20 protein-coding genes and 1 CRISPR repeat array (1 of these 21 running past the window's edge) are annotated in these 25,018 nt (G+C 50.1%); of the genes, 16 read left to right on the forward strand and 4 right to left on the reverse strand.

The features are described from left to right. Positions 1–6 precede the first annotated feature (6 nt). The gene (locus DHAF_RS10725) at positions 7–1,617 is read right to left on the reverse strand and encodes a sensor histidine kinase (RefSeq protein ID WP_005814241.1); all 1,611 of its coding nucleotides are present in this window, start codon (positions 1,615–1,617) and stop codon (positions 7–9) included. Continuing rightward, entirely contained in the window at positions 1,614–2,297 is a 684-nt protein-coding gene (locus tag DHAF_RS10730) for a response regulator transcription factor (protein WP_015943888.1), read from the reverse strand. Before DHAF_RS10730 ends, DHAF_RS10725 begins: the two co-directional genes overlap by 4 nt. Positions 2,298–2,526: 229 nt before the next feature. Here DHAF_RS10730 and DHAF_RS10735 point away from each other — a divergent pair, with 229 nt between their 5' ends. From DHAF_RS10735 to DHAF_RS10780, 10 genes are all read left to right on the forward strand, one after another. Next, on the forward strand, positions 2,527–3,405 hold the full coding sequence (locus DHAF_RS10735; RefSeq protein ID WP_015943889.1) for a carbohydrate ABC transporter permease: 879 nt from the start codon (positions 2,527–2,529) through the stop codon (positions 3,403–3,405). A gap of 63 nt (positions 3,406–3,468) precedes the next feature. Next, positions 3,469–4,353 carry a carbohydrate ABC transporter permease gene (locus DHAF_RS10740; protein ID WP_015943890.1) on the forward strand — a complete coding sequence of 295 codons (885 nt, stop codon included), beginning with the start codon at positions 3,469–3,471 and terminating at the stop codon, positions 4,351–4,353. Positions 4,354–4,411: 58 nt separating this feature from the next. Continuing rightward, positions 4,412–5,605, forward strand: coding sequence for an efflux RND transporter periplasmic adaptor subunit (locus DHAF_RS10745; RefSeq protein ID WP_015943891.1), 1,194 nt, complete (start codon positions 4,412–4,414; stop codon positions 5,603–5,605). Then, positions 5,602–7,008 carry an ABC transporter permease gene (locus DHAF_RS10750; protein ID WP_015943892.1) on the forward strand — a complete coding sequence of 469 codons (1,407 nt, stop codon included), beginning with the start codon at positions 5,602–5,604 and terminating at the stop codon, positions 7,006–7,008. The genes DHAF_RS10745 and DHAF_RS10750 overlap by 4 nt, the downstream gene beginning before the upstream one ends. Positions 7,009–7,023: 15 nt before the next feature. Further along, the gene (locus tag DHAF_RS10755) at positions 7,024–8,202 is read left to right on the forward strand and encodes an ABC transporter ATP-binding protein (RefSeq protein ID WP_015943893.1); all 1,179 of its coding nucleotides are present in this window, start codon (positions 7,024–7,026) and stop codon (positions 8,200–8,202) included. 39 nt (positions 8,203–8,241) lie between these two features. Beyond that, a complete protein-coding gene (locus DHAF_RS10760; protein WP_015943894.1) occupies positions 8,242–9,687 on the forward strand; it encodes an ABC transporter substrate-binding protein in 1,446 nt (481 codons plus the stop codon). A gap of 152 nt (positions 9,688–9,839) precedes the next feature. Further along, positions 9,840–10,553, forward strand: coding sequence for a class I SAM-dependent methyltransferase (locus DHAF_RS10765; protein ID WP_015943895.1), 714 nt, complete (start codon positions 9,840–9,842; stop codon positions 10,551–10,553). Between the two features lie 51 nt (positions 10,554–10,604). Then, a complete protein-coding gene (locus DHAF_RS10770; RefSeq protein WP_015943896.1) occupies positions 10,605–11,546 on the forward strand; it encodes a DMT family transporter in 942 nt (313 codons plus the stop codon). Next, positions 11,543–13,261: an ABC transporter ATP-binding protein gene (locus tag DHAF_RS10775; protein WP_015943897.1), complete on the forward strand. Its 1,719-nt coding sequence runs from the start codon at positions 11,543–11,545 to the stop codon at positions 13,259–13,261. The genes DHAF_RS10770 and DHAF_RS10775 overlap by 4 nt, the downstream gene beginning before the upstream one ends. Before the next feature lie 3 nt (positions 13,262–13,264). Then, on the forward strand, positions 13,265–15,127 hold the full coding sequence (locus DHAF_RS10780; RefSeq protein ID WP_015943898.1) for an ABC transporter ATP-binding protein: 1,863 nt from the start codon (positions 13,265–13,267) through the stop codon (positions 15,125–15,127). On the opposite strand, the gene DHAF_RS10785 is transcribed toward DHAF_RS10780, so the two are convergent. Both DHAF_RS10785 and DHAF_RS10790 read right to left on the reverse strand, forming a co-directional pair. Next, on the reverse strand, positions 15,094–15,900 hold the full coding sequence (locus tag DHAF_RS10785) for an ABC transporter permease subunit (protein WP_015943899.1): 807 nt from the start codon (positions 15,898–15,900) through the stop codon (positions 15,094–15,096). The two genes, DHAF_RS10780 and DHAF_RS10785, sit on opposite strands and share 34 nt — an antisense overlap. Next, a complete protein-coding gene (locus DHAF_RS10790; protein WP_015943900.1) occupies positions 15,897–16,796 on the reverse strand; it encodes an ABC transporter ATP-binding protein in 900 nt (299 codons plus the stop codon). Before DHAF_RS10790 ends, DHAF_RS10785 begins: the two co-directional genes overlap by 4 nt. Before the next feature lie 217 nt (positions 16,797–17,013). On the opposite strand from DHAF_RS10790, the gene DHAF_RS10795 reads away from it, so the two are divergent. The 6 genes from DHAF_RS10795 (at position 17,014) to DHAF_RS10820 (ending at position 22,475) form a co-directional block, all read left to right on the forward strand. After that, positions 17,014–17,340, forward strand: a complete 327-nt coding sequence (locus tag DHAF_RS10795) for a PadR family transcriptional regulator (RefSeq protein ID WP_015943901.1) — start codon at positions 17,014–17,016, stop codon at positions 17,338–17,340. After that, the gene (locus DHAF_RS10800; RefSeq protein ID WP_005814277.1) at positions 17,327–17,908 is read left to right on the forward strand and encodes a hypothetical protein; all 582 of its coding nucleotides are present in this window, start codon (positions 17,327–17,329) and stop codon (positions 17,906–17,908) included. Before DHAF_RS10795 ends, DHAF_RS10800 begins: the two co-directional genes overlap by 14 nt. Positions 17,909–17,999: 91 nt before the next feature. Beyond that, the gene (locus DHAF_RS10805; RefSeq protein ID WP_011459514.1) at positions 18,000–18,974 is read left to right on the forward strand and encodes a D-alanyl-D-alanine carboxypeptidase family protein; all 975 of its coding nucleotides are present in this window, start codon (positions 18,000–18,002) and stop codon (positions 18,972–18,974) included. Between the two features lie 170 nt (positions 18,975–19,144). Continuing rightward, positions 19,145–19,828 carry a DNA alkylation repair protein gene (locus DHAF_RS10810; RefSeq protein WP_005814285.1) on the forward strand — a complete coding sequence of 228 codons (684 nt, stop codon included), beginning with the start codon at positions 19,145–19,147 and terminating at the stop codon, positions 19,826–19,828. Next, the gene (locus DHAF_RS10815) at positions 19,825–20,778 is read left to right on the forward strand and encodes a DUF1848 domain-containing protein (protein WP_005814288.1); all 954 of its coding nucleotides are present in this window, start codon (positions 19,825–19,827) and stop codon (positions 20,776–20,778) included. The genes DHAF_RS10810 and DHAF_RS10815 overlap by 4 nt, the downstream gene beginning before the upstream one ends. Before the next feature lie 215 nt (positions 20,779–20,993). Beyond that, positions 20,994–22,475 carry a methyl-accepting chemotaxis protein gene (locus DHAF_RS10820; protein ID WP_005814289.1) on the forward strand — a complete coding sequence of 494 codons (1,482 nt, stop codon included), beginning with the start codon at positions 20,994–20,996 and terminating at the stop codon, positions 22,473–22,475. Between the two features lie 194 nt (positions 22,476–22,669). After that, positions 22,670–25,018: a CRISPR direct-repeat array (repeat unit 33 nt; unit sequence GTCACTCCTCGTATGAGGAGTGTGGATTGAAAT); it runs 853 nt beyond the window's last position.

Raw genomic sequence — 25,018 nt, forward strand, 5'->3', positions numbered from 1 at the left:
TGAACATTACCTGTCTGCCCAGCCTTCGGCTGGGCCTTTTATTTTTGCTAAGGTAAAGAAGAATTTCACCCCAGACACCGTGTTTTCCGCTCCATAGGCACTGCCATGACGATCCAGGATCTCCCTGACAATGGAAAGTCCGAGTCCTGTACCGCCAAGCTCCTTATTCCGGGATTTCTCAATCCGGTAAAACTTGCTCCAGATATGGGGCAGCTCGGCTTCCGGGATGGGCTCCCCGGGATTCTCCACTTCGATAGTTACGGTATCGCTTTGATCATGGGCCGAAATCTTGATAATCCCGCCCTCCAGACTGTACTTGATTCCATTGTCGATCAGATTGGTCAGAACCTGTTCGATTCGGAACATATCGGCCCTGACTTCCAGATCATAGGCGGGAATGCTCAGGTCCAGGTTTTTTCCTTTCCGCCGGAGATCCCCGGCATACCTTTCACTGATACTGTTTAATAAGCCGGTCAGGGAAAAATCTTCAACCTTAAGCTTGAAACTGCCGGACTCCAGTTGGGAGAGATCCAGCATATCCTCCACCAGGGAGGCCATTTTTTTGCTTTCGTCCATGATGATATGGGCATAGTATTCCCGTTTGGCCCCATGGGTGATATTGTCCTTAATCCCTTCGGCATAGCTGCTGATCAGGGAAATCGGGGTTTTTAATTCGTGAGATACCCCGGCGATAAATTCATTTTTCATCAGGTCCAGCTTTTTCTCCCGTTCAATATCTTCTTTTAGGTTCTCGTTGGCTGCTTTTAATTCCGATATGGAAGAATCCAGCTTGTCTGAGAGAAAATTTAAGGTGGTGGACAGACTGCCTAATTCGTCCTGGGAGTTAAGGGGACACTTGGCGGAGAAATCCATTTCAGCCAGTTTAATGGCTGTTTTATTCAGGGTGACCAGGGGTTTGGCGATAATTTTGGAGTAGATGAAGGAGAGGGCGAAAATCAAGACCAAAGCAATCAGATAGAAGTAAACATAAAACTGCCGGATAACCGCCGCCGCCTCCCCGATGGGCTGCAGTGAAGCGGCAGCGGTCAGAACACCGGTCACTTTGCCGCCGCTGACGATGGGGGCAATCCCCACCAGGCTGTTCTGACCGTCAATTTTGACACCGGAATGATAGATGAGATGTTTGCCTTCATCCAGAACCATAGCCACCGCCAAGGGGTCCGAGGTCCACTGCCGCATCCCGTTGATCAGCATTTTCATTTTGCTGTCCATATTGTAGGTAATGATATCATCGGTGATTTCCGACATGGGGCCGGAACCGGAGGCAGGCCTTTTGGCAATTTTGAGAAGCAATTGCCGTTTATCCTCAAAAATACGCAAGGTAGAACCGGATAGATTGATAATGGCAGTGCTGGCGTTGTTTTTATCCTGAAATTCGCTTAGCAGTGCCGAGGAATCGGTGCTGTTTTCGGCCAGCCGGCTATAGGCGCTGCTGAATTGCTGGAAATTGGCTTCAAAATCTTTGGTTTTTTTGCTCAGGTAAAAATTCTCGATAAAAACGGTCTGCAGCAGCATGGTCAGGCTGGTGAAAAAAATAAAGAACAGGGAGGTGATGATAAACAGCTTAAAGGTAATGCTTTTCTTTTGCTGTTTCATTGACCGGCCTCCAGTTTATAGCCGCTGCCCCTGACGGTGGTGATGAGCCGGCCTTCGCTTTTTAATTTTTGCCGGAGCCTTTTGATATGGGAGTCCACATTGCGCAAATCGCCGTAATATTCATAGCCCCAGACCAGGTTCATCATCATTTCCCGGGTAAGCACCCTTTGCTTATTCCTGACCAAACAAACCAGCAGCTCAAACTCTTTGGGAGTCAGTTCGATGGGTTCTCCGGCCAGGGTGACGGTATGGGACAGCTGGTTAATGGCCAGGCGGCCAACTTCATAGAGCTCCGGTGTTTCCTGAGCGCCGGCATCCGCCCTTTTTAAAAGGGCGTTTATTTTTGCCACCAGGACTTTAAGGCTGAAAGGCTTGGTAATGTAGTCGTCGGCTCCATATTCATAACCCAAAAGCTTATCGTTTTCCGCCGATTTGGCCGTAAGCATAATAATGAGCACCCGGGAATCCTGCTTGCGGATCGTCCGGCAGACGGACAGTCCATCCAGCTTGGGCATCATGATATCGAGAAGAATCAGGTCAACCTGCTTGCTTTTAAAAAGCTCCAGGGCCTCAACCCCGTGGGCGGCGGCCAGAGTCTGATAGCCTTCATCCTCAAGGTAATCGGCAATAATAGTCTGCATCCGAGGCTCGTCTTCCACAATCAATATTGTCTTTTTCATCAATAGCCACCTTAAGAGTTTAGTATGGGACATTCGCGATATTCTTATTAAAACAATCACGATTCCCCTCTGTAGATAGTTTACCATATGCCTGACTGCCGGAAATACAAAATAAGGCTTTGTCATCAAACTACCATCAAAATGCCATCAAACCGCCATATTGGCTCCACGGTACCGCCCAAATCGTCCCTTAAGATAAAGTGGACGGCGAAGAGGCAGGTGAAACAAAATGAAATGGCCGAAAATTTCCGCCAAGCGGAAAATAAACCTTTTGCCCTGGCTCTTTCTGGGGCCCAGCCTGACGGGTTTTGCTCTTTTTTATCTGCTGCCCTTTATGGACGGTTTTTTCTATTCCCTGGTGGACAGCCCCTTGAACGGCAATTTCGTCGGGCTGCGCAATTACTCGGAGCTCTTAAGGAACCCGAGTTTTCTGACAGCCTTGGCCAATACGGGCAAATTTACCCTGGTCTGCGTTCCGCTGAATATGCTTTTCTCTCTGGGAGTGGCCTTGCTCCTAAACAAGAAGATCCAGGGCAGCAATTTTTTTCGCACACTCTTCATCACCCCGCTGGTCATTCCCGTAGCCTCGGTGGTTTTGGTCTGGCAGGCTTTCTTTGATATCAATGGTGTCCTGAACTCCTTCATTCATGCCCTGAACCTCCAGCCTGTGGATTGGCTGAAGAGTGAATGGGCCAGAGCCGCCATCCTCGTGGCCTACCTTTGGAAAAATACCGGTTACAGCATGGTCCTGTTCCTGGCCGGTTTGCAGAGCATACCTGTCGAATATTACGAAGCGGCCAGGATCGACGGAGCGGGACGCCTGCAGGAGTTTTTGCGGATAACCTTGATTTATCTGACCCCCACGGCTTTCTTTGTGTTTGTCATCTCCACCATCAATTCTTTCAAAGTTTTCCGGGAGACTTATCTTATGGCCGGGGAATATCCCCATAGCAGCATCTATATGCTGCAGCATTATATGAACAATATGTTTACGGCCCTGGACTATCAGAAACTGACCAGCGCGGCCTTTATCATGGCGGCCTTTATTGTGGCTGTAGTGCTGCTCTTGTTCATTGTGGAGAGAAAAATCAGCAGGCTGATTAATTAGAAGCTGAAAACCGCCGCCGGCAGGGTCCGGGTTCCGAAAAAGTCTAGGAAAGGAGGGAAAGGGATGTTTGAAAAGCATTTTCTCCATAAATTAGTTTACTTCATGATTCTGCTGGTTCTGGCCGTCTTTTTTCTGTTCCCTTTAGGGGTGACCCTTACCAATTCCTTGATGAGTGAACAGGAAATCGCCGCCAATTATGGCCTGGTCACGGATAAGAGTCTGAACAGTTATCAGGACAGTGGGGCAGACCCTTTTGCCCGGTTTGAGCTTATCCCCGATATGGTGACTCTCAAGCAGTACTACAGCGTGCTGCTGAAAAAGACCCAGTTCCTCTTTATGTTCTGGAATTCGGTGCTGCTTACCTTTCCCATCGTCATCGGGCAGACCCTTGTGGCCACTCTGGCCGCTTACGCCTTCGCCAAAATGAAGTTTAAGGGGAGGGATGTGCTGTTCTTTTTGTATATCGTCGTGATGCTTATGCCCTTTCAGGTAACCCTGGTGCCCAATTATATCATCGCCGGCCAGCTGGGCCTGCTGAATAACCCTTTATCCATTATCTTTCCCGGTATTTTCAGCACTTTTGGCGTATTTCTTCTCAAACAGTATATGGAGCAGATACCGGATTCCTATCTGGAAGCGGCCAAAGTGGACGGGGCCAACCCCTTCCAGATCTTTCTGAAAATCATTGTGCCCATGTCCAGGGCGGGGATAGCCGCCATGGCCATTCTGGTCTTTATCGATAACTGGAATATGGTGGAACAGCCTCTGATCTTCCTGCAGGATGCGACCCGGCAGCCCCTTTCCCTCTATCTGGCCAAGATCGTCGACGGGGAAAAGGGACTGGCCTTTGCCGCCTCAACTCTTTATATGCTGCCCATGCTTTTGAATTTCCTTTATGCCGAGCGATACCTGCTGGAAGGAATCCGGCTTTCCGGGATTAAGGGCTGACCCGGCCAGGCAGCTTACCGCGGCTTACCAGGGAAGAAAGACAGAAGGGAGACGGAAAATGCCCAAGGAAGAACCGGCGGATTTTATCCCGCCTCATGAGGGTCGAAAAAAGCAGACCATCGGCCGCCTGAGTCTGATGTTTTTCATGATGATGATGGTTTTGACCTTTTTCTCCAATACGCTGCTTCACTTTACCCTGCCCAAAGTGGAAGCGGAACGGCCGGCCAACGGGGTCCTGATCAAGGAAATATTCGGAGAAGGGACGGTGGAGGTCAAGCAGATGTGGGAGGAATATGCAAAGGCCAATCTGCCTGTTAAGGAGGTCCTGGTGGAACGGGGAGACAGAGTGAGCAAAGGCCAGACCATCCTCAGTCTTGACATCCGCAGCCTTCAGGATAGTTATCTGGACGAACAAACCCGCCTCCAGCTTTTGGAGCTCTCTCTGGCAGGGGCCGAAGATACTCTGGAACAAAAACAAAGGGATTATGAAAACATCAAAGCTCTCGTTGAAAATGGAGCGGAAGCGGAGATCAATCTGCGCAATGCTGAAAAAGCTCTGGCTGAGGCTGCAAGAAACTGTGACACTACCCGGCTTAATCTGACCATGCAGGAGCGAAAAGTGCAGAGCCTGGCTGAACAGGTGGCCAACGGTGGGATATATACGGCTCCCGCCGCCGGCATCATTACCGAGCTGAATTTCGCCGCGGGTTCATCGGCCAACAGCACACAGCCCCTTTTCTGTTTAGCCGATACCGGCCAGGGATTCCGTCTGGTTGTTCCCATAGCCGGGGAGCTGGCCGAATATGCCCAGCCTGGGGATACGGTCAGTGTCAATATTTACTCCCTGGATCAAAGGATCGAGGGCAAAATCGAAAGAATCACGGACAACAGCCAGCATCCGGGAGAACAAAAGGATGTATGGATTGACCTGGCCGGGGAGGGCCTAGCCGGGGAAGGTCTGGCCGGGGGCGAAAAGGGAGAAATATATCTCAGCAAAAAAACCAAGCCCTACCCGGCCCTGGTGCCCAACAGCGCCATCTATACGGACAGCGACGGTTCTTTTGTCTATGTCTTGAAATCCCGCAAAGGTCCTCTGGGTATGGAAAACTATGTGCAAAGACTGGAGGTCAATGTGGAAGACAGCGACAATGAAAAATCGGCCCTTACCAATATGATTGCAGACGAAGTCATCATCCAGAGCAATAAACCCCTGGCAGATGGAGATAAAGTTCTGAAGGAGGCAGCCAATTGAAACCGGGCAATACACAGCCGAGCCGGCCCCAATCCGCTAAAGCTGCCTGTCTGATGCTGGCTCTGGGAATTTTACTGCTGACCGTAAGTTCTGTTCTGGGAGAGTCCCTTTCCGCCCAGATGACCGGAATTTACGGCCTGCACCAAACCCATAAAATCACCGCTGTCCGGCAGGAAGATGCCGGCCCGGCGGGGAGCGGGCCCCTTACTTTGGCCGAAATGGGTCAACTTGCTCAATACTATCTGAACGGCCATGATCTGGCTTACGGCACGAAGGTGTCCGCCACGGCCGTTTACGGGAATAACCAGAGCCTGGTACAGGTGCTGGGTGTCAATGGCCGTTACCGGCAATTTCACACCATTGATCTTATGGCAGGCAGCTTCTTGACTCCCGGCCATGAAAATCAACAGGTGGCCGTAATCGATGAGCAGCTGGCCCGCAGTCTTTTCGGAAACTGCCAGGTAACCGGGTTGGAGATCGAGCTGTATGAACGAAAGTTTACCATCATCGGGGTAACCGGCACTGATAATTCCCTGACCGGCAGTTTAGCGGCCCAGGAAACAGGTACGGTCTATATACCCATAACCAAGCTCCTGGAATTGCAGGAAGGTTCCGCCATAACCTTTCTGGAAGCGGAAACCAGGGACAGCGGCACCACAGGCTATAATACCGCCTTGCTGGAAGAGGCTTTGACAGCAGTCGGTCAGGACCCCGGAGCTTTCCGGATTACCGATTACACGATGGAGTTCCTGCTTCTGAATCAAAAAAACCACCTGCGCAATTTCCTGGCAGGAGTAGTGGTGCTGGGCTTGCTTTTCAACTTGTTCAAGAAAAATGTGCGGGAGACTTATGATTTTCTGGGTTCCCGGCTCAGGGAAAAATACTGGGGAGAGATCTTCAGGAAGGACGGGGGCCGGCTTTTTTCCGGCCTGGTCAAAGCAGTGCTTCCTTTGGGAGGCATGCTGGCTCTTTGGTTTTTGATCCGCTTCCCCCTCTATATAGCGCCGGAAAACATACCCCAGGAGCTGATCGATCTTTCTTTCTGGGCCGACCTGCTGGAAAACCGGCTCAAAGCCTCTTTCCAGGGGGGCGGGTCTGGGGCTTTTCCCGGAGAAGCTCACCTGCATCTCCTTCAGGGGATCCAGAACTGGAATCTGCTGCTAAGCCTGGTTCTGGGCTGGCCCCTTCTGGGTTGGGGGCTTCACCGGTTAAATATCCCGGAGAAAGGTACCTGGAAGATGGAACTGTTTTTCTGTGCCTGCCTGATCATGGCCTTGCTCCTGGGCACGGGGATTCTTCTGGCGGCAGGAATGCCATTGGCCAGCGACGGCAAAGGAATCTTTCTGGTATTTGCCGCCGTATTTCTAGCCGCGGTGCTGAAAGGCGCGTCAATAAAAAACTAAGGAGCTGAGCAAAGAATGGCAGGACTGCTGCTCAAAAACATATCGAAAACCTATCCCGGCCAGGTCACCGCCGTCAGGAATCTTTCCCTGGAGATCCAGGACAAAGAATTCCTGGTTTTGGTAGGCCCTTCCGGTTGCGGCAAAACAACAACTCTGAGAATGATCGCCGGCCTTGAGGATATTTCCGCCGGGGAACTCTATATCGGGGACAGACTGGTCAATGATGTCCCTCCCAAAGACCGGGATATCGCCATGGTTTTTCAGAATTATGCTCTTTATCCCCACCTGTCGGTCTACGACAATATGGCTTTCGGGCTTAAATTAAGGAAAATGCCTAAAGGGGAGATCAGGCAAAACGTGTTGGAAGCCGCCCGCATCCTTGACCTGGAAGATCTGCTGGGCCGCAAACCCAAGGAGCTTTCCGGCGGGCAGCGGCAGAGGGTTGCCCTGGGGCGGGCCATGGTGAGAAAGCCTCAGGTGTTCTTGATGGATGAACCCCTGTCCAATCTGGATGCCCAGTTAAGAACCCAGATGCGCATAGAGATCGCCAGGCTTCATAAAAAGCTGGCCACAACCTTTATCTATGTGACCCATGATCAAACGGAAGCCATGACCATGGGCACCCGGATTGTGGTGATGAAAGAAGGCCTTGTTCAGCAAGTGGACACACCCCAGCACATCTATAACCACCCGGCCAATCGGTTCGCCGCCGGTTTTATCGGCAATCCCAGAATGAATTTCCTTGAAGTTTCTTTTAAAGAACAAAAGAACGGCCTCTGTGCCGGTCTGGGGGGGGTTCTCCTGTCGGTTCCCCCTGTCCGGGGGGCGGCACTTCGGGCAAAAGGCTGCCGGCAGGGCGGGAAGGCAATTCTGGGCATCAGAGCTGAACATCTTGCCTTGCGCCCCCTGGAGGGGAGATTTCCGGCCTGCCCGCCGGAGCTGCCTTTGGTGCGGGGAAGGCTGGAATTTACCGAGCTGCGGGGAGCGGAGAACTATCACTACGTCACGGTTCAGGGAAGGGAGGTTGTGGTCAGAGCCCAGCCGGAATACCGGGGAGAAGCAGGGCAGGAAGTGGAGATCGTTTTTAATCTGGCCCAAGCTCATTTCTTTGCTCCGGAAAGCGGGGTGAATATGGAAACGGAGGGGCAGGAACACTGCGTATCCAGGGAACAAATGGATAGTGGACTTATGTAAACAAATTATCGTCGGATTTTATATAAAGGGGTGGCTAAGATGAACAATACTATTTCGTGCCTGCTGAGTAAAAAAAGAGTTTATCTCCTTTTGAGCCTGGGGCTGGTCCTGCTGCTGGGAGTATTTGCGGTTGGCTGCGGCAATTCACAAGTCAGCGGAGCTGCCGGGGGCAGCAATACCCTGACCATTTCCGTGGTGACCAAGGACATATACCTGGATGCTGCCGTGAAGAAATTTGAGGAACTCCATCCGGGGGTGACGGTTAAGGTGGAGGAATACACCTCCAACCCGCTGCCGGCGTCCTCAGGAGGCAAAAACCAGGAAATGATCCTCCGGAAGGAAGATCCCGCCGATATCGAAAAATACCTGACGGCTATGAATGCCCAACTTATGACCGGGCAGGGCAGCGATATTCTGCTCTTAAACCATCTGCCCTATGAGACTTATGCCGATAAAAATCTGCTGGTCGATATAGGCCAATTGATGGAGTCGGACCCAGGCTTCGACCTGAGCAAATACTACGGAAACATACTGGAGGCTTTGAAATATAAAGACAGCCTCTATGGGCTGCCCCTCAGCTTCAGTGTGGATATGATGGCCGCCGACAAAGCGTTGCTGGAAAATTCCCAGGTGGAGATTGATGACAGCACCTGGACCTGGGAGGATTTTGTGCAGGCAGCGGAAAAAGTCATTGAAGACAGAAACGGGGGAGAGGACGGGGAGATTTACGCCTTGGCCGGTATGAATGAAACCATGCTGATCACTTCTTTGGTCCGGGAGAATTTCAGCAAACTGGTGGATGGGGAAAAGAAGGAGGCTTATTTTGACAGTCAGGAATTTCTGGACCTCCTGAATTTATGCCGCTATCTGATTGACCATAACCTGCTGAACACGGAACCGAGTCAGAATAAAGCCATGGAGCTGGCGGCCAGGGGTAATCTTGTTTTTAGTATAACGTCTCTTAAAGGGCTGGTTAATCTGCAAACACTCAAAGCTACTTTTGGCGGGGAAGTTCAGCTGTTGAAGCCTCCCGGCCAGGAAGGCGATCTTTCCTTTTCCACTGATAGCTTGTACGGGATCAACAACAACTCCGCTAACCAGGAACTGGCCTGGGAATTCCTCAAGTTTTTGGTATCCGATGAGATGATGAGTCAGTCAATGTTTTTGGGAATGCCAGTCAATAAAAGCGTTGTTCCCGAAATGATTAACCAAGCTAACGATACCGCCCAGAAGCGCGGAGCAAAGATCATGATGAAATCGGCAGGTGAGAGCCAGGCTCAGAATATAACCCTGGAGCCCCTGGCTCAGGAAGATATAGATTTCGTGGAAAGCCTGCTGACCAAGGCCAATGTCTATAACGGCACCAATCAAAAGATCCTCTCTATTGTCCAGGAGGAAACAACGGCTTTCTTCACCGGGCAGAAAAGTGCGGAAATGACCGCCAAGCTGATTCAGGACAGGGTCAATACGTATTTGCATGAGTGATAATCAGGAATAGGCTTCTTTATAAAACGCCGGCTGCCCAGCCGGCGTTTTTGGCTGTTCGTTTTTAGCCGGACATGGAGGAATTGAATCCATGGCTAAAGAATCTTAACTAGGTAGATGATAAACGATGAAGGGTTTGAGCAGATGTGAAGATGCATAGGGACTCCGTATCCCTGAATTCTTATGAGGAAATGGCGGAATACTATTTCAGCTATGTGGACCGGAAGCCTTTTAACGCCTATTATGAAAGGCCGGCCACTCTATCCCTGCTGCCGGATGTAGCCGGCAAAAGGGTTTTGGATGCGGGTTGTGCCGCCGGGTGGTATACCCAGTGGCTGCTGGATAAGGGGGCGGCAGTAACTGCCGTGGATTTTAGTGCCGGGATGATCGAAATGACCCGCAAGCGGGTGGGGGAGCGGGCGGAAATTATCAGAGCCGATCTGAATGAGCCCCTTGATTTTATGGCGAAGGAGTCCTGTGATATCGTCCTTTCCTCCCTGGCTCTCCATTATTTGAAAGACTGGACCCTGGTGATGAGTGAATTCCACCGGATACTGGCCAAAGGCGGCCTGCTTATCTTCTCCGTCCATCATCCTTTTATGGATTTTACGGTGTTTCAAAGAGACAACTATTTTCTGACGGAATTGCTGGATGATGAATGGGAGACCCAGAAGGGTAAAGTAAAGGTACAGTTTTACCGCAGGCCCTTGAGCCAAATCCTTTCGGCGGTACTTGAAGCCGGATTCCTGCTCGAAAAAGTGTTGGAACCCATGCCCACCGAGGAGTTTAAGTCAGCACAGCCGGATGCCTACCGGAGATTGACCTATAAACCTCAGTTCTTATTTTTAAGGGCAAGAAAACCATGAGTTTTGGCGCAGGGTTGCAGGACAGCACAGCGGAAAGGAAGGGTCATCACTATGGCTGAGAAAAGAATGGCTTATCTGGCAGCGATAATCTATGCCTTCATTATCGGACTATCCTTTATGTTTGTTAAATTGACTTTAACAGTAGCGACACCCTTGGATACTTTAGCACACCGTTTTACCGTTGCCTTTTTGGCAGCAACGCTTTTTATCTTCTTTACTAAACACAAGGTGAACATAGGTTGGCATGATGTTGCCCAAATTGCGCCTCTGGCCACCTTGTATCCTATTTTGTTTTTTGGCTTCCAAATCTTTGGTTTGGCCCGAACCACTTCTTCAGAAGCGGGAATCATCCAATCCACCGTGCCTATTTTCACTTTGCTGTTAGCAGTCTTCATTTTGAAGGAAAAGGTCGGCCGGGGACAGCTTATTTCGGTATTTTTATCAGTGTTTGGCGTTATTTATTTGCTTGCCATGAGTGGAGCAGAATCTCAAACAGCTAATATAGTAGGAAGTGTCCTTATTATTCTTTCCGCTTTTACGAACGCTTTGTATAATGTTTTGGCACGCAGGCTTACCCAACGCTATTCCTTATTGACTCTGACTTATATTATGACCTTATTTGGTTTTATCGCCTTTAATAGTTTGGCCATTGGCAGCCGTGTGCTCGCAGGAACAGTGGGTGAGTTTTTTCAACCTTTGCTCCACTGGCAATTTGTAGTTGCTGTTTTGTATTTGGGAATATTATCCTCCCTGGTAACCTCCTTCCTGGCCAACTTTGTTTTATCCAAGATAGAAGCTGCCAAAATGAGTGTATTCAGCAATGTTGCCACCCTCATCACCATTCTCGCCGGCATTTTATTTTTACAGGAGGCTTTTCATTTCTATCATGTCATTGGCGGCATGATGATTATCACCGGTGTTGTGGGGACAAATTTGATGGGGGCAAGGAGCAAAGCAAAGGAAAAGGCTAAGACTAAGGATGTTGAAGAATGACGCTTTACTATAACTATTTAGGAAAATATAAAATCCCCTTTTTGATTGCGGTGCTCTGTGTGACTCTGGAAGCAGTCTGTGATTTGCTGGGACCTACCCTGATGGCCCGCATTATCAATCAAGGAATCGAAAAGGGCTCCCTGGCCGAGGTCTATTACTGGGGGGCCTTGATGCTGGCGGTAACCCTGCTGGGGGCCTGTTTTGCTGTAACCAGAAGCAATCTGTCCAGCTATGTTTCCCAAAGGATGGGCGGGGATTTGCGGGCAGATTTATTTGGGAAAATCATCTCCTTTGCCGAGCAGAGCGGAGATAAAATCGACGGCGGGTCCCTGATCACCAGAATGACCAATGACACTTCCCAAATCGTTCAGTTCGTCAATGGGATGATGCGTATTTTCCTCAAGGCTCCCCTGACTGGTATCGGCAGTGTGATCCTGGCCAGCTGGCTGAATTTCCGGCTCAGCCTTATTATCTATGGGGTAGTGGCTGTGGTTTCCTTATTGATTTATGCCAGCATGAAGTTCAGCTATCCCCGCTTTTATCAATTGCAAAAGGCTGTGGACCGGGTCAATCTGAAGGTCCAGGAATATTTAATCGGGATCCGGCTGGTGAAAGCCTTTGGGACCTATGAGCAAGAGACGGAAAAATTTGCCGAAGCCAACCGGGAGCTCATGCAGAAGGGGATCTCCTCCCAGATGGTGATTACCGTGATCTCTCCCTTTCTTACTCTGGTGGTGGGGACCGGAACTGCCGCGGTGATCTTTTTGGGCAGCCGCCTGTTTATGCTGGATTTGGCTGATCTTGGCGATATGATGGCCTTTACCATTTATATGGCCCAGATTTTGACCTCGTTGATTATGCTCACCACTGTTTTTACTACGTTCGTACGGACCAAGGCTTCAATGGAGCGGATCGGGGAAGTGCTGGACTGTGCCGAAGATTTTCCCCCCAGCGGGGCAGGGAGAAAGCTGCAGGGGAAGATCACCTTTGACAAGGTTACCTTTGCTTATCCTAACGGCAGCGGGGTCCCGGCCATCCGGGAACTTTCCTTCACCGTCAATCCCGGCGGGAGCCTGGCCATTATCGGTCCCACCGGCAGCGGCAAATCAACCATTGCCTGGCTGCTGCTGCGCTTTTATGATGCGGACAGGGGCAGGATCATGCTGGACGATTACCCTATCCAGGAGCTGGGCGCCGACGAAATCCGCCATAATATCGCTATCGTTCCCCAGAAGCCCCTGCTGTTTTCCGGAACGGTAGCGGAAAACCTCCGCTGGGGGGATAAACAGGCCTCCCCGGAGGAGCTCAGGCAGGCGGCGGAAAAGGCCCAGGCCGACTTTATCGGGCAGATGGCGGAGGGGTACGACAGCCTCCTGGGCAGCGAAGGGGTCAATCTGTCCGGAGGGCAGAAGCAGCGTCTTTCTCTGGCCCGGGCGATCCTGAAAAAAGCCCCGATCCTGATCCTGGACGATGCCACCAGTGCCCTGGATGCGGTGACCGAAGCTAAGGTAAGGGAAAATCTTAAGCATAATGACTACCGGCAAACGCTGGTGATGATCACCCAGCGCTGCGGAACAGCCATGTCGGCGGATCAGATTCTGGTCATGGAGAATGGCCGGCCAGCGGGCTTGGGGTCTCATGAGGAATTGATGAGGACCTGTGCTATTTATCAGGATATTTATCATACACAGCTGGAAAGCAGCAGGGAGGCTTAAGGTATGGCAGGAGGATTTCGCACTCAGCAGCCCAAAGCCCCCGCTCTTGTCAACCGGCCGGGAGCCGGGAACCGCTTTGTTCCGGCTGCCAAACCCAAGAATACCAAAGGGACCCTGGGGCGGATTGTCAAAATCTATCTGCGCTGGGCCAAGAGCATTTTCGCCGTTATTTTGCTCACAGCCGCTTCCTCTCTGGTAGCGGTGGCGATTCCCTATTATGTGGGGCAAACCTTCAATACTTTTCATATTGCCGACCGGAGTGTGGATACGGCCAGGCTGGTTTCCCTGCTGCTGATTATTTTGAGCCTGTATCTCGGCAATCTGCTCCTCAATCTGCTCAACGGGACCATGACGCTGCGGATCTCCCAGAAGCTGGTCTATACTCTGCGCCAGGAGTTTTTTGCCAAAATGCAGAGGCTTCCACTAGGGTTTTATGATACCCGCTCCCATGGGGATACCATGAGCCGGATCACCAATGATATGGATAATATCAGCTCCACCATCGCCCAGACCACCACCCAGCTCATCGCCAGCATCCTGACCCTTGCCGGTTCCCTGGCGGTCATGCTCAGTCTGAATGTGCCTCTGACCTTGGTGGTGCTGCTCTGTGTACCTTTGGTTTTCGTATTGACCAAAACCATCGCCACCCGCAGCCGGGCTTATTTTTTGGCTCAGCAGGGAAGCCTCGGGGCCCTGAACGGGGTCATCGAAGAAAATATTCTGGGTCTGAAAATGGTCAAAGCCTTCAACAGGCAGGAGGAGGTACTCCGCCAATTCCAGGAAATCAACCAGGGCTTGCGTGCAAGCAGCTATAAGGCCCAGGTTTGGTCCGGCTGCATGATGCCCCTGATGAATGTAATCAATAATCTGGTCTTTGCAGCTGTGGCCATCTGCGGGGGAATCCTGACCTTAAGCCAGGGGCTGGCGGTAGGAACGGTGGTCAGCTTTTTAACCTATTCCAAGCAATTTGCCCACCCTCTTAACTCCGTAGCCGGTATGTTTAATACCATCCAGTCGGCTCTGGCCGGGGCGGAGCGGGTTTTTGAAATTCTGGATTATGAGGAAGAGAGGGCAGATGAGGAGAATGCCCTGGAAATGGAACATCCTGCCGGTGCCGTAACCTTTGACGAGGTCAGCTTCTCTTATGACAAGACCCAGCCGATTCTTAAAGAGGTGAGTTTTCAGGTCAATCCAGGGGAGGTCGTTGCCCTGGTGGGAGAAACCGGTGCCGGGAAAACAACCATCGTCAATCTTTTAACCCGCTTTTATGATGCGGACAGCGGGGAGATCAGGATTGACGGGGTGCCGGTTACCCGGATCAAACGGGCCAGCCTGCGCCGCTGCTTCTCAGTTGTGCTGCAGGATACCAGCCTTTTCAGCGGCACGATCATGGACAATATTCGTTATGGGAAAGAGGACGCCACCGAGGAAGAGGTGATCAGGGCGGCGCAAATCGCCCATGCCCACGGCTTTATCACTAAGCTCCCCCAAGGTTATGGGACCCGGGTCTCCGCAGCTAATGATAATCTGAGCCAGGGGCAAAAGCAGCTGATCTCCATCGCCCGGGCGCTGCTCTGCGACAGCCCGATTCTGATCCTGGATGAAGCCACCAGCAGCGTGGATACCAAGACGGAAAAAGATATCCAGAAAGCTCTGGTCAGCCTCATGCAGAACCGGACCAGCTTTCTGATTGCCCACCGTCTTTCCACGATCCGGGATGCGGACCGCATCATGGTGATCGGGGAGGGGCAGATCCTGGAATCCGGCAATCACCAGAGTCTGATGGAAAAGCAAGGCCGATATTATGAAATGGTCATGAGCCAGCTGGGCAGTCAAATGGCTAAATCCTTTTCATTAAAAGCATAGATCCCTAACTGCAGTAGAATGACAGAGCCAGCTGTCAGCCCGATGATCTTCCTGGCTGGATCGGAAGTTCCTTCAAGTACCTCCTGGGGCTGGTAACACTGAAAGAGAGACAGCCTGCGCAGCCAGGAATGCTGCTCACTGAGTCCTCCGGCCACATCCAGGGCGTAAAAGGTTAAGGTTGTTCCCGCCGCCAGAGTGAGATCCAGATCTTCCTGGGCGGTCAGGGCGGAAAAAAACAGGCTGTAAGCGCCAATCAATGAATAAAAGGCCAGGCTGAGCAGCCCAAAACGACAATAGCGCCAGCTGTCGATAGTAATGCCAAAGCGGTAGGCTCCACCGCACAGTCCCAGCAGGGTGGCCAAAACCAGCAGGGCATTCCCGCTGAAAAGCACCAGAGCCTGAGTGAGCAGATAGTCACCCCGGGGAACCGGGGTGGAGAGGAGCAGGGCCAGAGAGCCGTCATCGGCCAATTTGGCCAGCAGCTCATTGGCTGTCTCCACATTGTATAAAGACATCAGCATGGCCCAAATCCGCGCCAGGAATTGGGCGGAGATAAAGGCTTCAAAGGTATCCACCCGTGCCTCTTCAGCGACTCCGAATACGGTTTTTACAGCTGAGGGTATGGAGTCGGTGAGCTGCGTCACGGCCGAATTCTCAGCAATCACAGGGTAGACCCAGGTTAAAAGAGTTTCATAGAGGACGATGCCGGCAGCAAGTTTGGCTATTTTTTTGCGGTTTTGCTTGATCATGGCTCGGAATAAGGCCCGGTTCAAGTGCTATCCCCCCTTAAGCTTGAGTGGTAATAGTGCATAAACGCTTCTTCCAGCTCCAGGGAGCCTTGCTGAAAACGCCTGACCCGGATTTGGGCCAGGGTTTTCCATAGTAATTCCTGTTCACCGGTGACTTGGATCGTAAATTTAAGATGATCCAAGGGGTAAAGGGTGAGGCCGCTTTGCCGGAGCAATTCGGCATCCTCTTCTCCGCTTACCTCAATGTCAAAGGTTTGGCGCTCCTTCTGCTTGAGCTGGGTTATATCCTGAATGGCCAGCAGTTCGCCATCCCGAATCATCCCCACCCGCTCACAGGTTCTTTCGATCTCGGCAAAATGGTGGGAAGACATGAAGATGGTTTTTTCTCGTTTCTTTTCTTCGAGAATCAATTCGATAAAGGTTTTCTGCATAAGAGGATCAAGCCCTGAGCTGGGTTCATCCAAGATAAGAACAGGAGCGTCCAGCATTAATGCAGCAATGATGCCCAACTTCTGCTTCATGCCTTTGGACATTTTGCGAATCCTCTGCTTCGGATCGAGTTCGAGAGCGCGGAGCAGGTCTTTTTGTCTTTTTCTGATCGTTTGCTGTGTTCCATGCATGCCTTCGATAAGATCCAGAAATTCCTGGCCGGTAAACTGTTCCATAAAATGCAATTCTCCAGGCAGATAACCGGTGATTTCCTTTAACTCCGCCCGATCCCGCCAGCAATCCAGCCCCCAAATGCTGGCGCTGCCCAGGTCGGGTTTCATAAACCCCATCAGCAGGCGGATGGTGGTGGTTTTGCCGGCTCCGTTCGGTCCTAATAAGCCCAAAGCTGTCCCTGACTCGACCTGAAAGGAAAGGTTCTTAACCCCTCTTACTTCATGATAGGATTTCGTGAGTTCGCTGACTTCAAGCAAGGCTGGCCACCTCTTTAAAAACCTTTTTCTTCCATAAACTATGCTCTTTACAGTTAATTCGTGATGGGTCATGTTTAGCCGGTTGTTCTGTCTGAGGCAGAAAAGAGAACGCTTGCCAAGCTCACTACTCTATGTTATTATATAGCAGTAGTCAACATTATAGATTACCCATGTTGTTGAAGACCAGGGAGGTAGTATTCTGGATAACCTAAGCGAGATGCTCAAAGGCGTTTTGGATGGGATCGTGCTGGAGATTATCAGCCGCGGTGAAATATACGGGTATGAGATTGCCAGACAACTGCATGCCATGGGTTTTAAAGACCTTGCGGAGGCAACCGTGTATGCGCTGCTTTTACGGCTGGAGAAAAACAAGCTGGTTCACATCACCAGGAAGCCCTCGGAAATGGGTCCCCCCCGAAAATTTTATACGCTCAACGAGCGGGGGGTTGAAGAACTGGCAGCCTATTGGGCAAGATGGGATTTCTTAAGTGAGCGTATTCATATTTTAAGAAATAATGGGGGCAAGAGTAATGAGCTTCAGTAAAGAGATCAGGGAAAAAATCCGCCGGTTTGCCGAAGAGCAATCCCAGCACTACCTGGAAGAAGCGGAGATGACTTATCTGGAGAAGCTGCGCCGTAAAACCGGTGAAACGAAAAGCAAGGTCACAGCCAAGCTGGCCAAGCTGAAGAACCGCTCGGGGACTGCTCTGGAAGCGCAAAACGATATGATTCTTTATATGAGCGATTACATGAATGATTTGATTGCCGAAGGATACTCCGAGCAGGATGCGTTTAAGCAGGCCAAAGAGGAGCTCAGATTCCGCAGTGAAACGGCTAAGTCCAGCGATTTGCAGGAGCGGTTTGCCGAATACTATGCCAATATGAATCCTGCCGATTATGAAGCCGTGGGTTTGTTTTACGCAGGCTTCCTGTTCTTTGGCATTGCCATCGGCGCTCTGACCGGGTTTATCAGCAGCGGCGGCCGGGAAATGTTCATGGCTGGCGGTTGGATTGATACCCTGATTGGAGCTGCCGTAGGCATAACCATCGGCATCGGCTTGGGACTGATCAGCCATGCCATCATTGCTTTAAAGAAAAAGCTTCCGTCATAAGGAAATCTTAAGGAATCCATAAGCTGGAATTCCTATATGGCTCCTTGTTCTGTGCTTGAATAATATCAGCACAAAATAAGGAGTTGTTTTTATGGCCCAAAGACCAAGGAGAAAAAAGCGGAAATCAAAACCCCCCATGCTGTTGTTACTTCTGCTCCTGGTTGTTATAGCCGTCTTGGGATATAAGTACCTCCCTGAATCTCAGCAGTTAGCAGAGAAAATCTCCGGGGATAGAACAGGGACAGTTTCCCAGCTGAAGCCGGAGACCCGGCCCACTTCCTTATCCGTCGGCAGACTGAACAGTTCTCAGGCTATTCTGGTCCGCTTAAAGGATCAAAAGATTCTTATGGGAAAGGGCAGTGAAGAAAAAATCTATCCGGCTTCTTTGACCAAAATCATGACAGCCATTCTGGCTATAGAAAATCTGCCTAATCTCCAGGAGAAAATTCGACTTTCCCAAGCAACCTTTCAGGGATTGTACCAAGCCAATGCCAGCATGACAGGCTTTCAGCCGGAGGAGCAGGTCAGCGTCATGGATCTGTTATACGGTGTTATGCTGCCCAGCGGTGCGGAAAGCTGTGTCGGGCTTGCGGAGAGAATTGCCGGCTCAGAGAGGAAATTTGCTCTCCTGATGAATCAAAAGGCGGCAGAGCTGGGCATGAATCATACCCATTTTGAAAATGCCACCGGACTTCATGCTGAAAACCATTATACAACCGTCAAGGATTTGGCGGTTCTGCTCAGTTATGCCCTGCAAAATGATCTGTTCCGGGAAGTTTTCACTGCATCCCGTCATTCCACCCCGCCTACCAATAAGCACCCCGGCGGCATAACCTTTTACAGCACCATGTTCTCAGTACTGGGCAGCTCAAAGATTGCCGGAGGGGAAATTTTAGGGGGAAAGACCGGATATACCGATGAGGCGGGTTTATGCCTCGCCAGTCTCGCTCAAGTAGGCAAGGAGCAATACATTCTGATCACAGCCGGGGCCAAAGGGAATCATGATTCCGAGCAGTACAATGTTAGCGATGCCCTGGCCGTGTACAACAGCCTGGGCAAGGAATAGAATTCGGCCCTTTTTCAGGTAGGCGGTTCCCGATCTGGCTTTCTGGGAAAATTAAAAGATGCCAGATCGGAAGACAGTCTTAAAAAGGCCGGTTATAGTTAGAGATGAGAGGGGAAGTATGGCATAATAAAAGTGAAAAACAAAATTCACCTCAGTAAAGGAGTGGTCCGATGCAAACAGAAATCAAGAAGCAAATGCAGGAACTGGCGGAAGAAGAATACCGGGTGTTTTCCTCGGGCCTGCTTCCGAATATCGGCAATATCTTAGGGGTCCGTCTGCCCCTTTTGCGCAAAATGGCCAAGCAGATCACCAAGGCAGACTGGCGGGAATACTTAAAGACGGCCCGGGAGGATTCCTTTGAGGAGATCATGCTCCAGGGCATGGTCATCGGTTGTGCTCAATGTTCGGCCCCAGAAAGGCTTGCTTATATCCAGGGATTTGTGCCGAAGATCGATAATTGGTCGGTGTGTGACAGCTTCTGCAACGGGCTGAATTTTACGAAAGAAAACAAGGAGCTGGTTTGGGAGTTTCTCCAGCCCTATCTGCGCTCGGAACGGGAATTTGAAATACGCTTTGGGGTGGTCATGCTGCTCACCTACTATAGTGACCAGGAGTATATCAAAGCCGTGCTGGAAGGATTGGACGGCATCCGGCACGAAGGATATTATGTTAAAATGGCGGTGGCCTGGGCCATTTCCATCTGCTATATCAAGCTGCCGGAAGAGACCCTGCCTTATCTGCAGCATAACCATCTGGATGACTTCACCTATAACAAAGCCCTGCAAAAGATCACGGAATCCTACCGGGTGGATCAGGAAACCAAAAAGCAGATTCGCCTGATGAAGCGCCGATGATCATCAGTGCCAGCCGCCGTACGGATATCCCCGCCTTTTATTCCCAATGGCTGCTCAACCGCCTGCAGGAAGGGTATGTTCTGGTGCCCAATCCCAGGAATCCCTCCCGTTACAGCCGTGTGGAGCTAAACCCCCAGGTCGTGGATTGTCTCGTTTTCTGGACCAAGAATCCATCCCCCATGCTTCCCAGGTTGGCTGAGATCGTCGCTCTGGGCTACCCATTTTATTTTCAGTTCACCCTGACCCCTTATGATCGTGACCTGGAGCAGAATCTGCCGCCTAAGGAAACTTTACTGAACATCTTTCAGAAGCTGAGTGCTATGCTGGGGCCAGAACGGGTGGTATGGCGGTATGATCCTGTGATTCTGACCCCGGAGCTGGGCCTGGACCTTGAGTATCACCTGAGGCAATTTGAACGCATGGCGGCGGCTCTGGCAGGTTACACCCAGCGCTGCATTTTCAGCTTTTTGGATATGTATCCTAAGGTGGGCAGAGCCATGAGTCTGGCCTTAGCCCAGGAAGCAAAGGAAGCGGATGAAACAGCCATGGGCCGAATTGCCGAGGGCTTTTCCGCCATTGCCCGGAAGCATGATCTGGACCTCTTTACCTGCTGCGAGCCTGTGAAGTTGAGCCAATATGGAATTAAGCATGCTTCATGCATCGATCAAGGTATGATTGAAGAGATCCTTAAGTGTAAAATCCAGGTGAAAAAGGACCCTAACCAGAGGCCCTCCTGTGGATGTATAGAAAGTGTAGAGATCGGCACCTATGACAGCTGCCCCCATGGCTGCCTTTACTGTTATGGGACATCTTCACCTAAAACGGTTCGCAGCAATATAGCCCGCCATGATCCTAAGTCACCGGTTCTGATCGGCGCTCTTCCCCAGAACGCCATCATTACGGAACGGAAAATGTGCTCCAGGAAAGACGCCCAATTAACTTTGTTTTAAAGAAAGAATAGCAGGGTGTAAAATTTTATTTTCGGTGTGGATACCATTTGAAATTATTCCTTCATCAGTCCATAATAACAATAGATATAGAACGATGGTAAGGAGTCCAAGCCTTGCTTTGATTTGTTTAACCTGAATGTAAGGTTAATCAAGTGAATATCGACGTAGTTAACTCAGAAGTTGAAAGGATTATTTGAAGGAGGGGAAGTTCGCAAGTGAATTTTTTTAAGAAAGCACCTTGTGAAGAAGCATTGTGTGTTATTAAGAGTGTAGAAGACCGCTTAAATGGGCTGGAAGTTGAGCTTCCGGATGTGCAGTATCCCATTCACCAAAATCTTGTGAAAATTTTCGAGAAACTTTTGGCCAGTGAAGAGCATATGTCCAAAAGCTCCAAAAAAATGATTGGCCTTACCTCGGCCTTAAGCAATTTTGACGTGGAGATGACCCATTCTTCCCATAAATTGATTGAATTCGCCAGAGAGATGTCAACCATCAGCGAATCCAATCTGGCGATTGTGGAAGAGATCAGTGCCAGTATGAGTGAAGTGAATGATACTATCGGCAATACTTCCGAAGTGATGAACAGCCTTCAGGAATCCTCCCGGGCACTTGTCCTCAAAAACGACGAGAGCATCGCCCGGATTGAGGAAATCGATGTGCTGAAGAATGATGTTTCCAAAGATGCGGCCTTGATGAGCGAACAGATCAAGGTGCTGGTGGAGATGGCGGTCAAGGTAAATGAGATTGTGGACGGTGTGGAGAATATCGCCAATCAGACCAATCTGCTGGCCTTGAATGCGGCCATCGAGGCAGCCCGGGCCGGAGAAGCGGGAAAAGGCTTTGCTGTGGTTGCGGATGAAGTGAGAAAGCTGGCGGACAGCACCAAAACCAGTTTGGGAAACATGCGCTCCTTTGTCAATAACATCCAACAGGCAGCGGTAAGCGGGCAGTCCAGCATGGAAAACACCATGAACTCCACGGCTAAAATGCACACCAAATTGGATATGATATCTCAAACCATCATTGAAAATGTATCTATGTTAAAGAACACGATCAGTGATGTTGATCTGATTACAGAGTCCTTGGGGCATATCAAGGAATCCGCCAGTCAGATCAATCAGGCCATGGAGGCCTCCACTCAGGATGCCGAAAAACTCAACCTGATGACCCAGAGGATTCAGGATGATGCGACCCAAAGCGCCGACAACGCCAAAGAGATAGCCAGGATCGATGACGAACTCAGCGGCCTGGTCAGAGAAATGATCACCGCCCTGAACGGCGGCAAAAATGCTGTATCCAATCAGGAACTCCTGGAGAATATCAGCAAGGCCAAGGCGGCTCATGCCAACTGGATTAAAAACCTGAGCAGAATCGTGGAGGAAATGACAACCTATCCTTTGCAAACCAACTCGAAGAAATGCGCCTTTGGTCATTTTTATCACTCCATGGATGTTTCCGGAACGGTTTTGGAAGACGCTTGGCGGGCCATCGATCAGGTCCATGACGAATTTCATACCAGCGGCAGTAAGGTCATCGAGGCTGTCAAAGAAAATAAACCGGAATTGGCCAGGAACCTGTTTTTACATACGAAGGAACTTTCTCAAAATATCTTTGCTAAATTGGATGAAGTCACCCATATCATAGAAGGCAGCGCCGCTCAAGGAGTGGAGATCCTGAGAACCAGTAAGGCGAGCTGAACACAATCCTTTTGCCGCTTATCTGGTGCGAACCTGTAGTGAACATGAAAATGATGGGGGGTTCGCACCGCGAAATATGAGGGAAATTGTTGTAATATGGAGATTGTAGTAGGTCTGGCTTTGGTTGTTGGTAGAAAAGTTTTGAAAAGTAAGCAAAAATGAACCTGTTGGGTGACTTTTGTTTACTTTTTGCTGTCACTCCTCGTATGAGGAGTGTGGATTGAAATAGGTCGTTGGCAACCTTGTCGTCGCTCCGGTCAAACGTCACTCCTCGTATGAGGAGTGTGGATTGAAATTGGTTCTCATGAGTGGTCAGGGCGCGGGGGGATGGTCACTCCTCGTATGAGGAGTGTGGATTGAAATTCCTCCTCGGCATCCTGAGGCCCGCGCCATTCGTAGTCACTCCTCGTATGAGGAGTGTGGATTGAAATACCCTAAGCAGCTCCCTCACCGTCACAAGCGCATCGTCACTCCTCGTATGAGGAGTGTGGATTGAAATCGGGCATGTCTGAGGACAACCAAAAGCTAATGGAGTCACTCCTCGTATGAGGAGTGTGGATTGAAATTATTTCGGACGGTAGCATGACAACTACCGCTAAGGTCACTCCTCGTATGAGGAGTGTGGATTGAAATTCTGTCCTGAAGTAGTCCAGGTCATCACCGCTGGTCACTCCTCGTATGAGGAGTGTGGATTGAAATATGCTTTGCACCTCCTCCCTACAATCCAAATGTGCGTCACTCCTCGTATGAGGAGTGTGGATTGAAATTCGTATTCCACGAGGAAGTGACTGACTCCATGAGTCACTCCTCGTATGAGGAGTGTGGATTGAAATCGCAGTACATAAAGGAGTGGCATGACTATGTAAGTCACTCCTCGTATGAGGAGTGTGGATTGAAATGCTGATAACCCGGCGAATGGAGATACCCTCACCGTCACTCCTCGTATGAGGAGTGTGGATTGAAATTCCACCAGTGCGGCCACATCGGCCTTGACCTCATCGTCACTCCTCGTATGAGGAGTGTGGATTGAAATATGTAGAAAATGTTGGGGTGGAGGAGAGCGTGTGTCACTCCTCGTATGAGGAGTGTGGATTGAAATAGGCAGATCGATGTAAATACCGCCACCTGGGGATGTCACTCCTCGTATGAGGAGTGTGGATTGAAATTGTCCGGATACGAAGTTGGTCTCAGTAGCAGTGGTCACTCCTCGTATGAGGAGTGTGGATTGAAATTTAAATGAGATGACGAATTTTGCAGGCTCGACTCCGTCACTCCTCGTATGAGGAGTGTGGATTGAAATCGCGGGCAACGGCATATTCTATGATAGAGTAGAGTCACTCCTCGTATGAGGAGTGTGGATTGAAATAAACGGGTTAGCTGTATCCCAATGCTCCACAATGTTGTCACTCCTCGTATGAGGAGTGTGGATTGAAATAAGCGAATCATTTTGATTGGTTAATAATTCAACGTCACTCCTCGTATGAGGAGTGTGGATTGAAATAAGCGAATCATTTTGATTGGTTAATAATTCAACGTCACTCCTCGTATGAGGAGTGTGGATTGAAATTTTCGGATACTTTAGCCACAGTTTGGGCCTCCTTAAGTCACTCCTCGTATGAGGAGTGTGGATTGAAATTGGAGCCTGTGGCTGTGAGTGGAGTAGACGGCATGTCACTCCTCGTATGAGGAGTGTGGATTGAAATCCGGCAGTCCGCTGGGGCTTATCATCCTCATGTCGTCACTCCTCGTATGAGGAGTGTGGATTGAAATCGGCCCTCGGCCACTATACTTTAACCGAACTGGAGTCACTCCTCGTATGAGGAGTGTGGATTGAAATATCAAGGCGTCCTGCCCATCGGCTTTACGGCCAAGTCACTCCTCGTATGAGGAGTGTGGATTGAAATCCACTGCTAAGATATACTTTAAAAATCAATGGGTGTCACTCCTCGTATGAGGAGTGTGGATTGAAATAGCTTTTCCTCAACGTCTAATTTTAAAATTGGAGTCACTCCTCGTATGAGGAGTGTGGATTGAAATTAAGTGCGACAACACAATGAAGGGTTTCATTTTTGTCACTCCTCGTATGAGGAGTGTGGATTGAAATATTATACTTCAGGAAATCTTCCGAATCCTCTATCAGTCACTCCTCGTATGAGGAGTGTGGATTGAAATATATTGTCTTCGTTGGGACAACTGCCAATAATTATGGTCACTCCTCGTATGAGGAGTGTGGATTGAAATAATGGAAATATCAACGTTGATTATGAGTGGGAATGTCACTCCTCGTATGAGGAGTGTGGATTGAAATCCACATGATCAGCGAACAGGTCTACAGCTGGAACGTCACTCCTCGTATGAGGAGTGTGGATTGAAATTTTGGTACAATTGGATTCTTTCTAGCAATGTCAGTCACTCCTCGTATGAGGAGTGTGGATTGAAATGAAGCTAAAGTGAAGGATTTATGGAACCATACTCCTGTCACTCCTCGTATGAGGAGTGTGGATTGAAATCGGCGAGGATCGTGTCGGCATGGGGCGCAACCG

It is taken from the genome of Desulfitobacterium hafniense DCB-2, from assembly GCF_000021925.1.
Taxonomy (GTDB): Bacteria; Bacillota; Desulfitobacteriia; order Desulfitobacteriales; family Desulfitobacteriaceae; genus Desulfitobacterium; species Desulfitobacterium hafniense.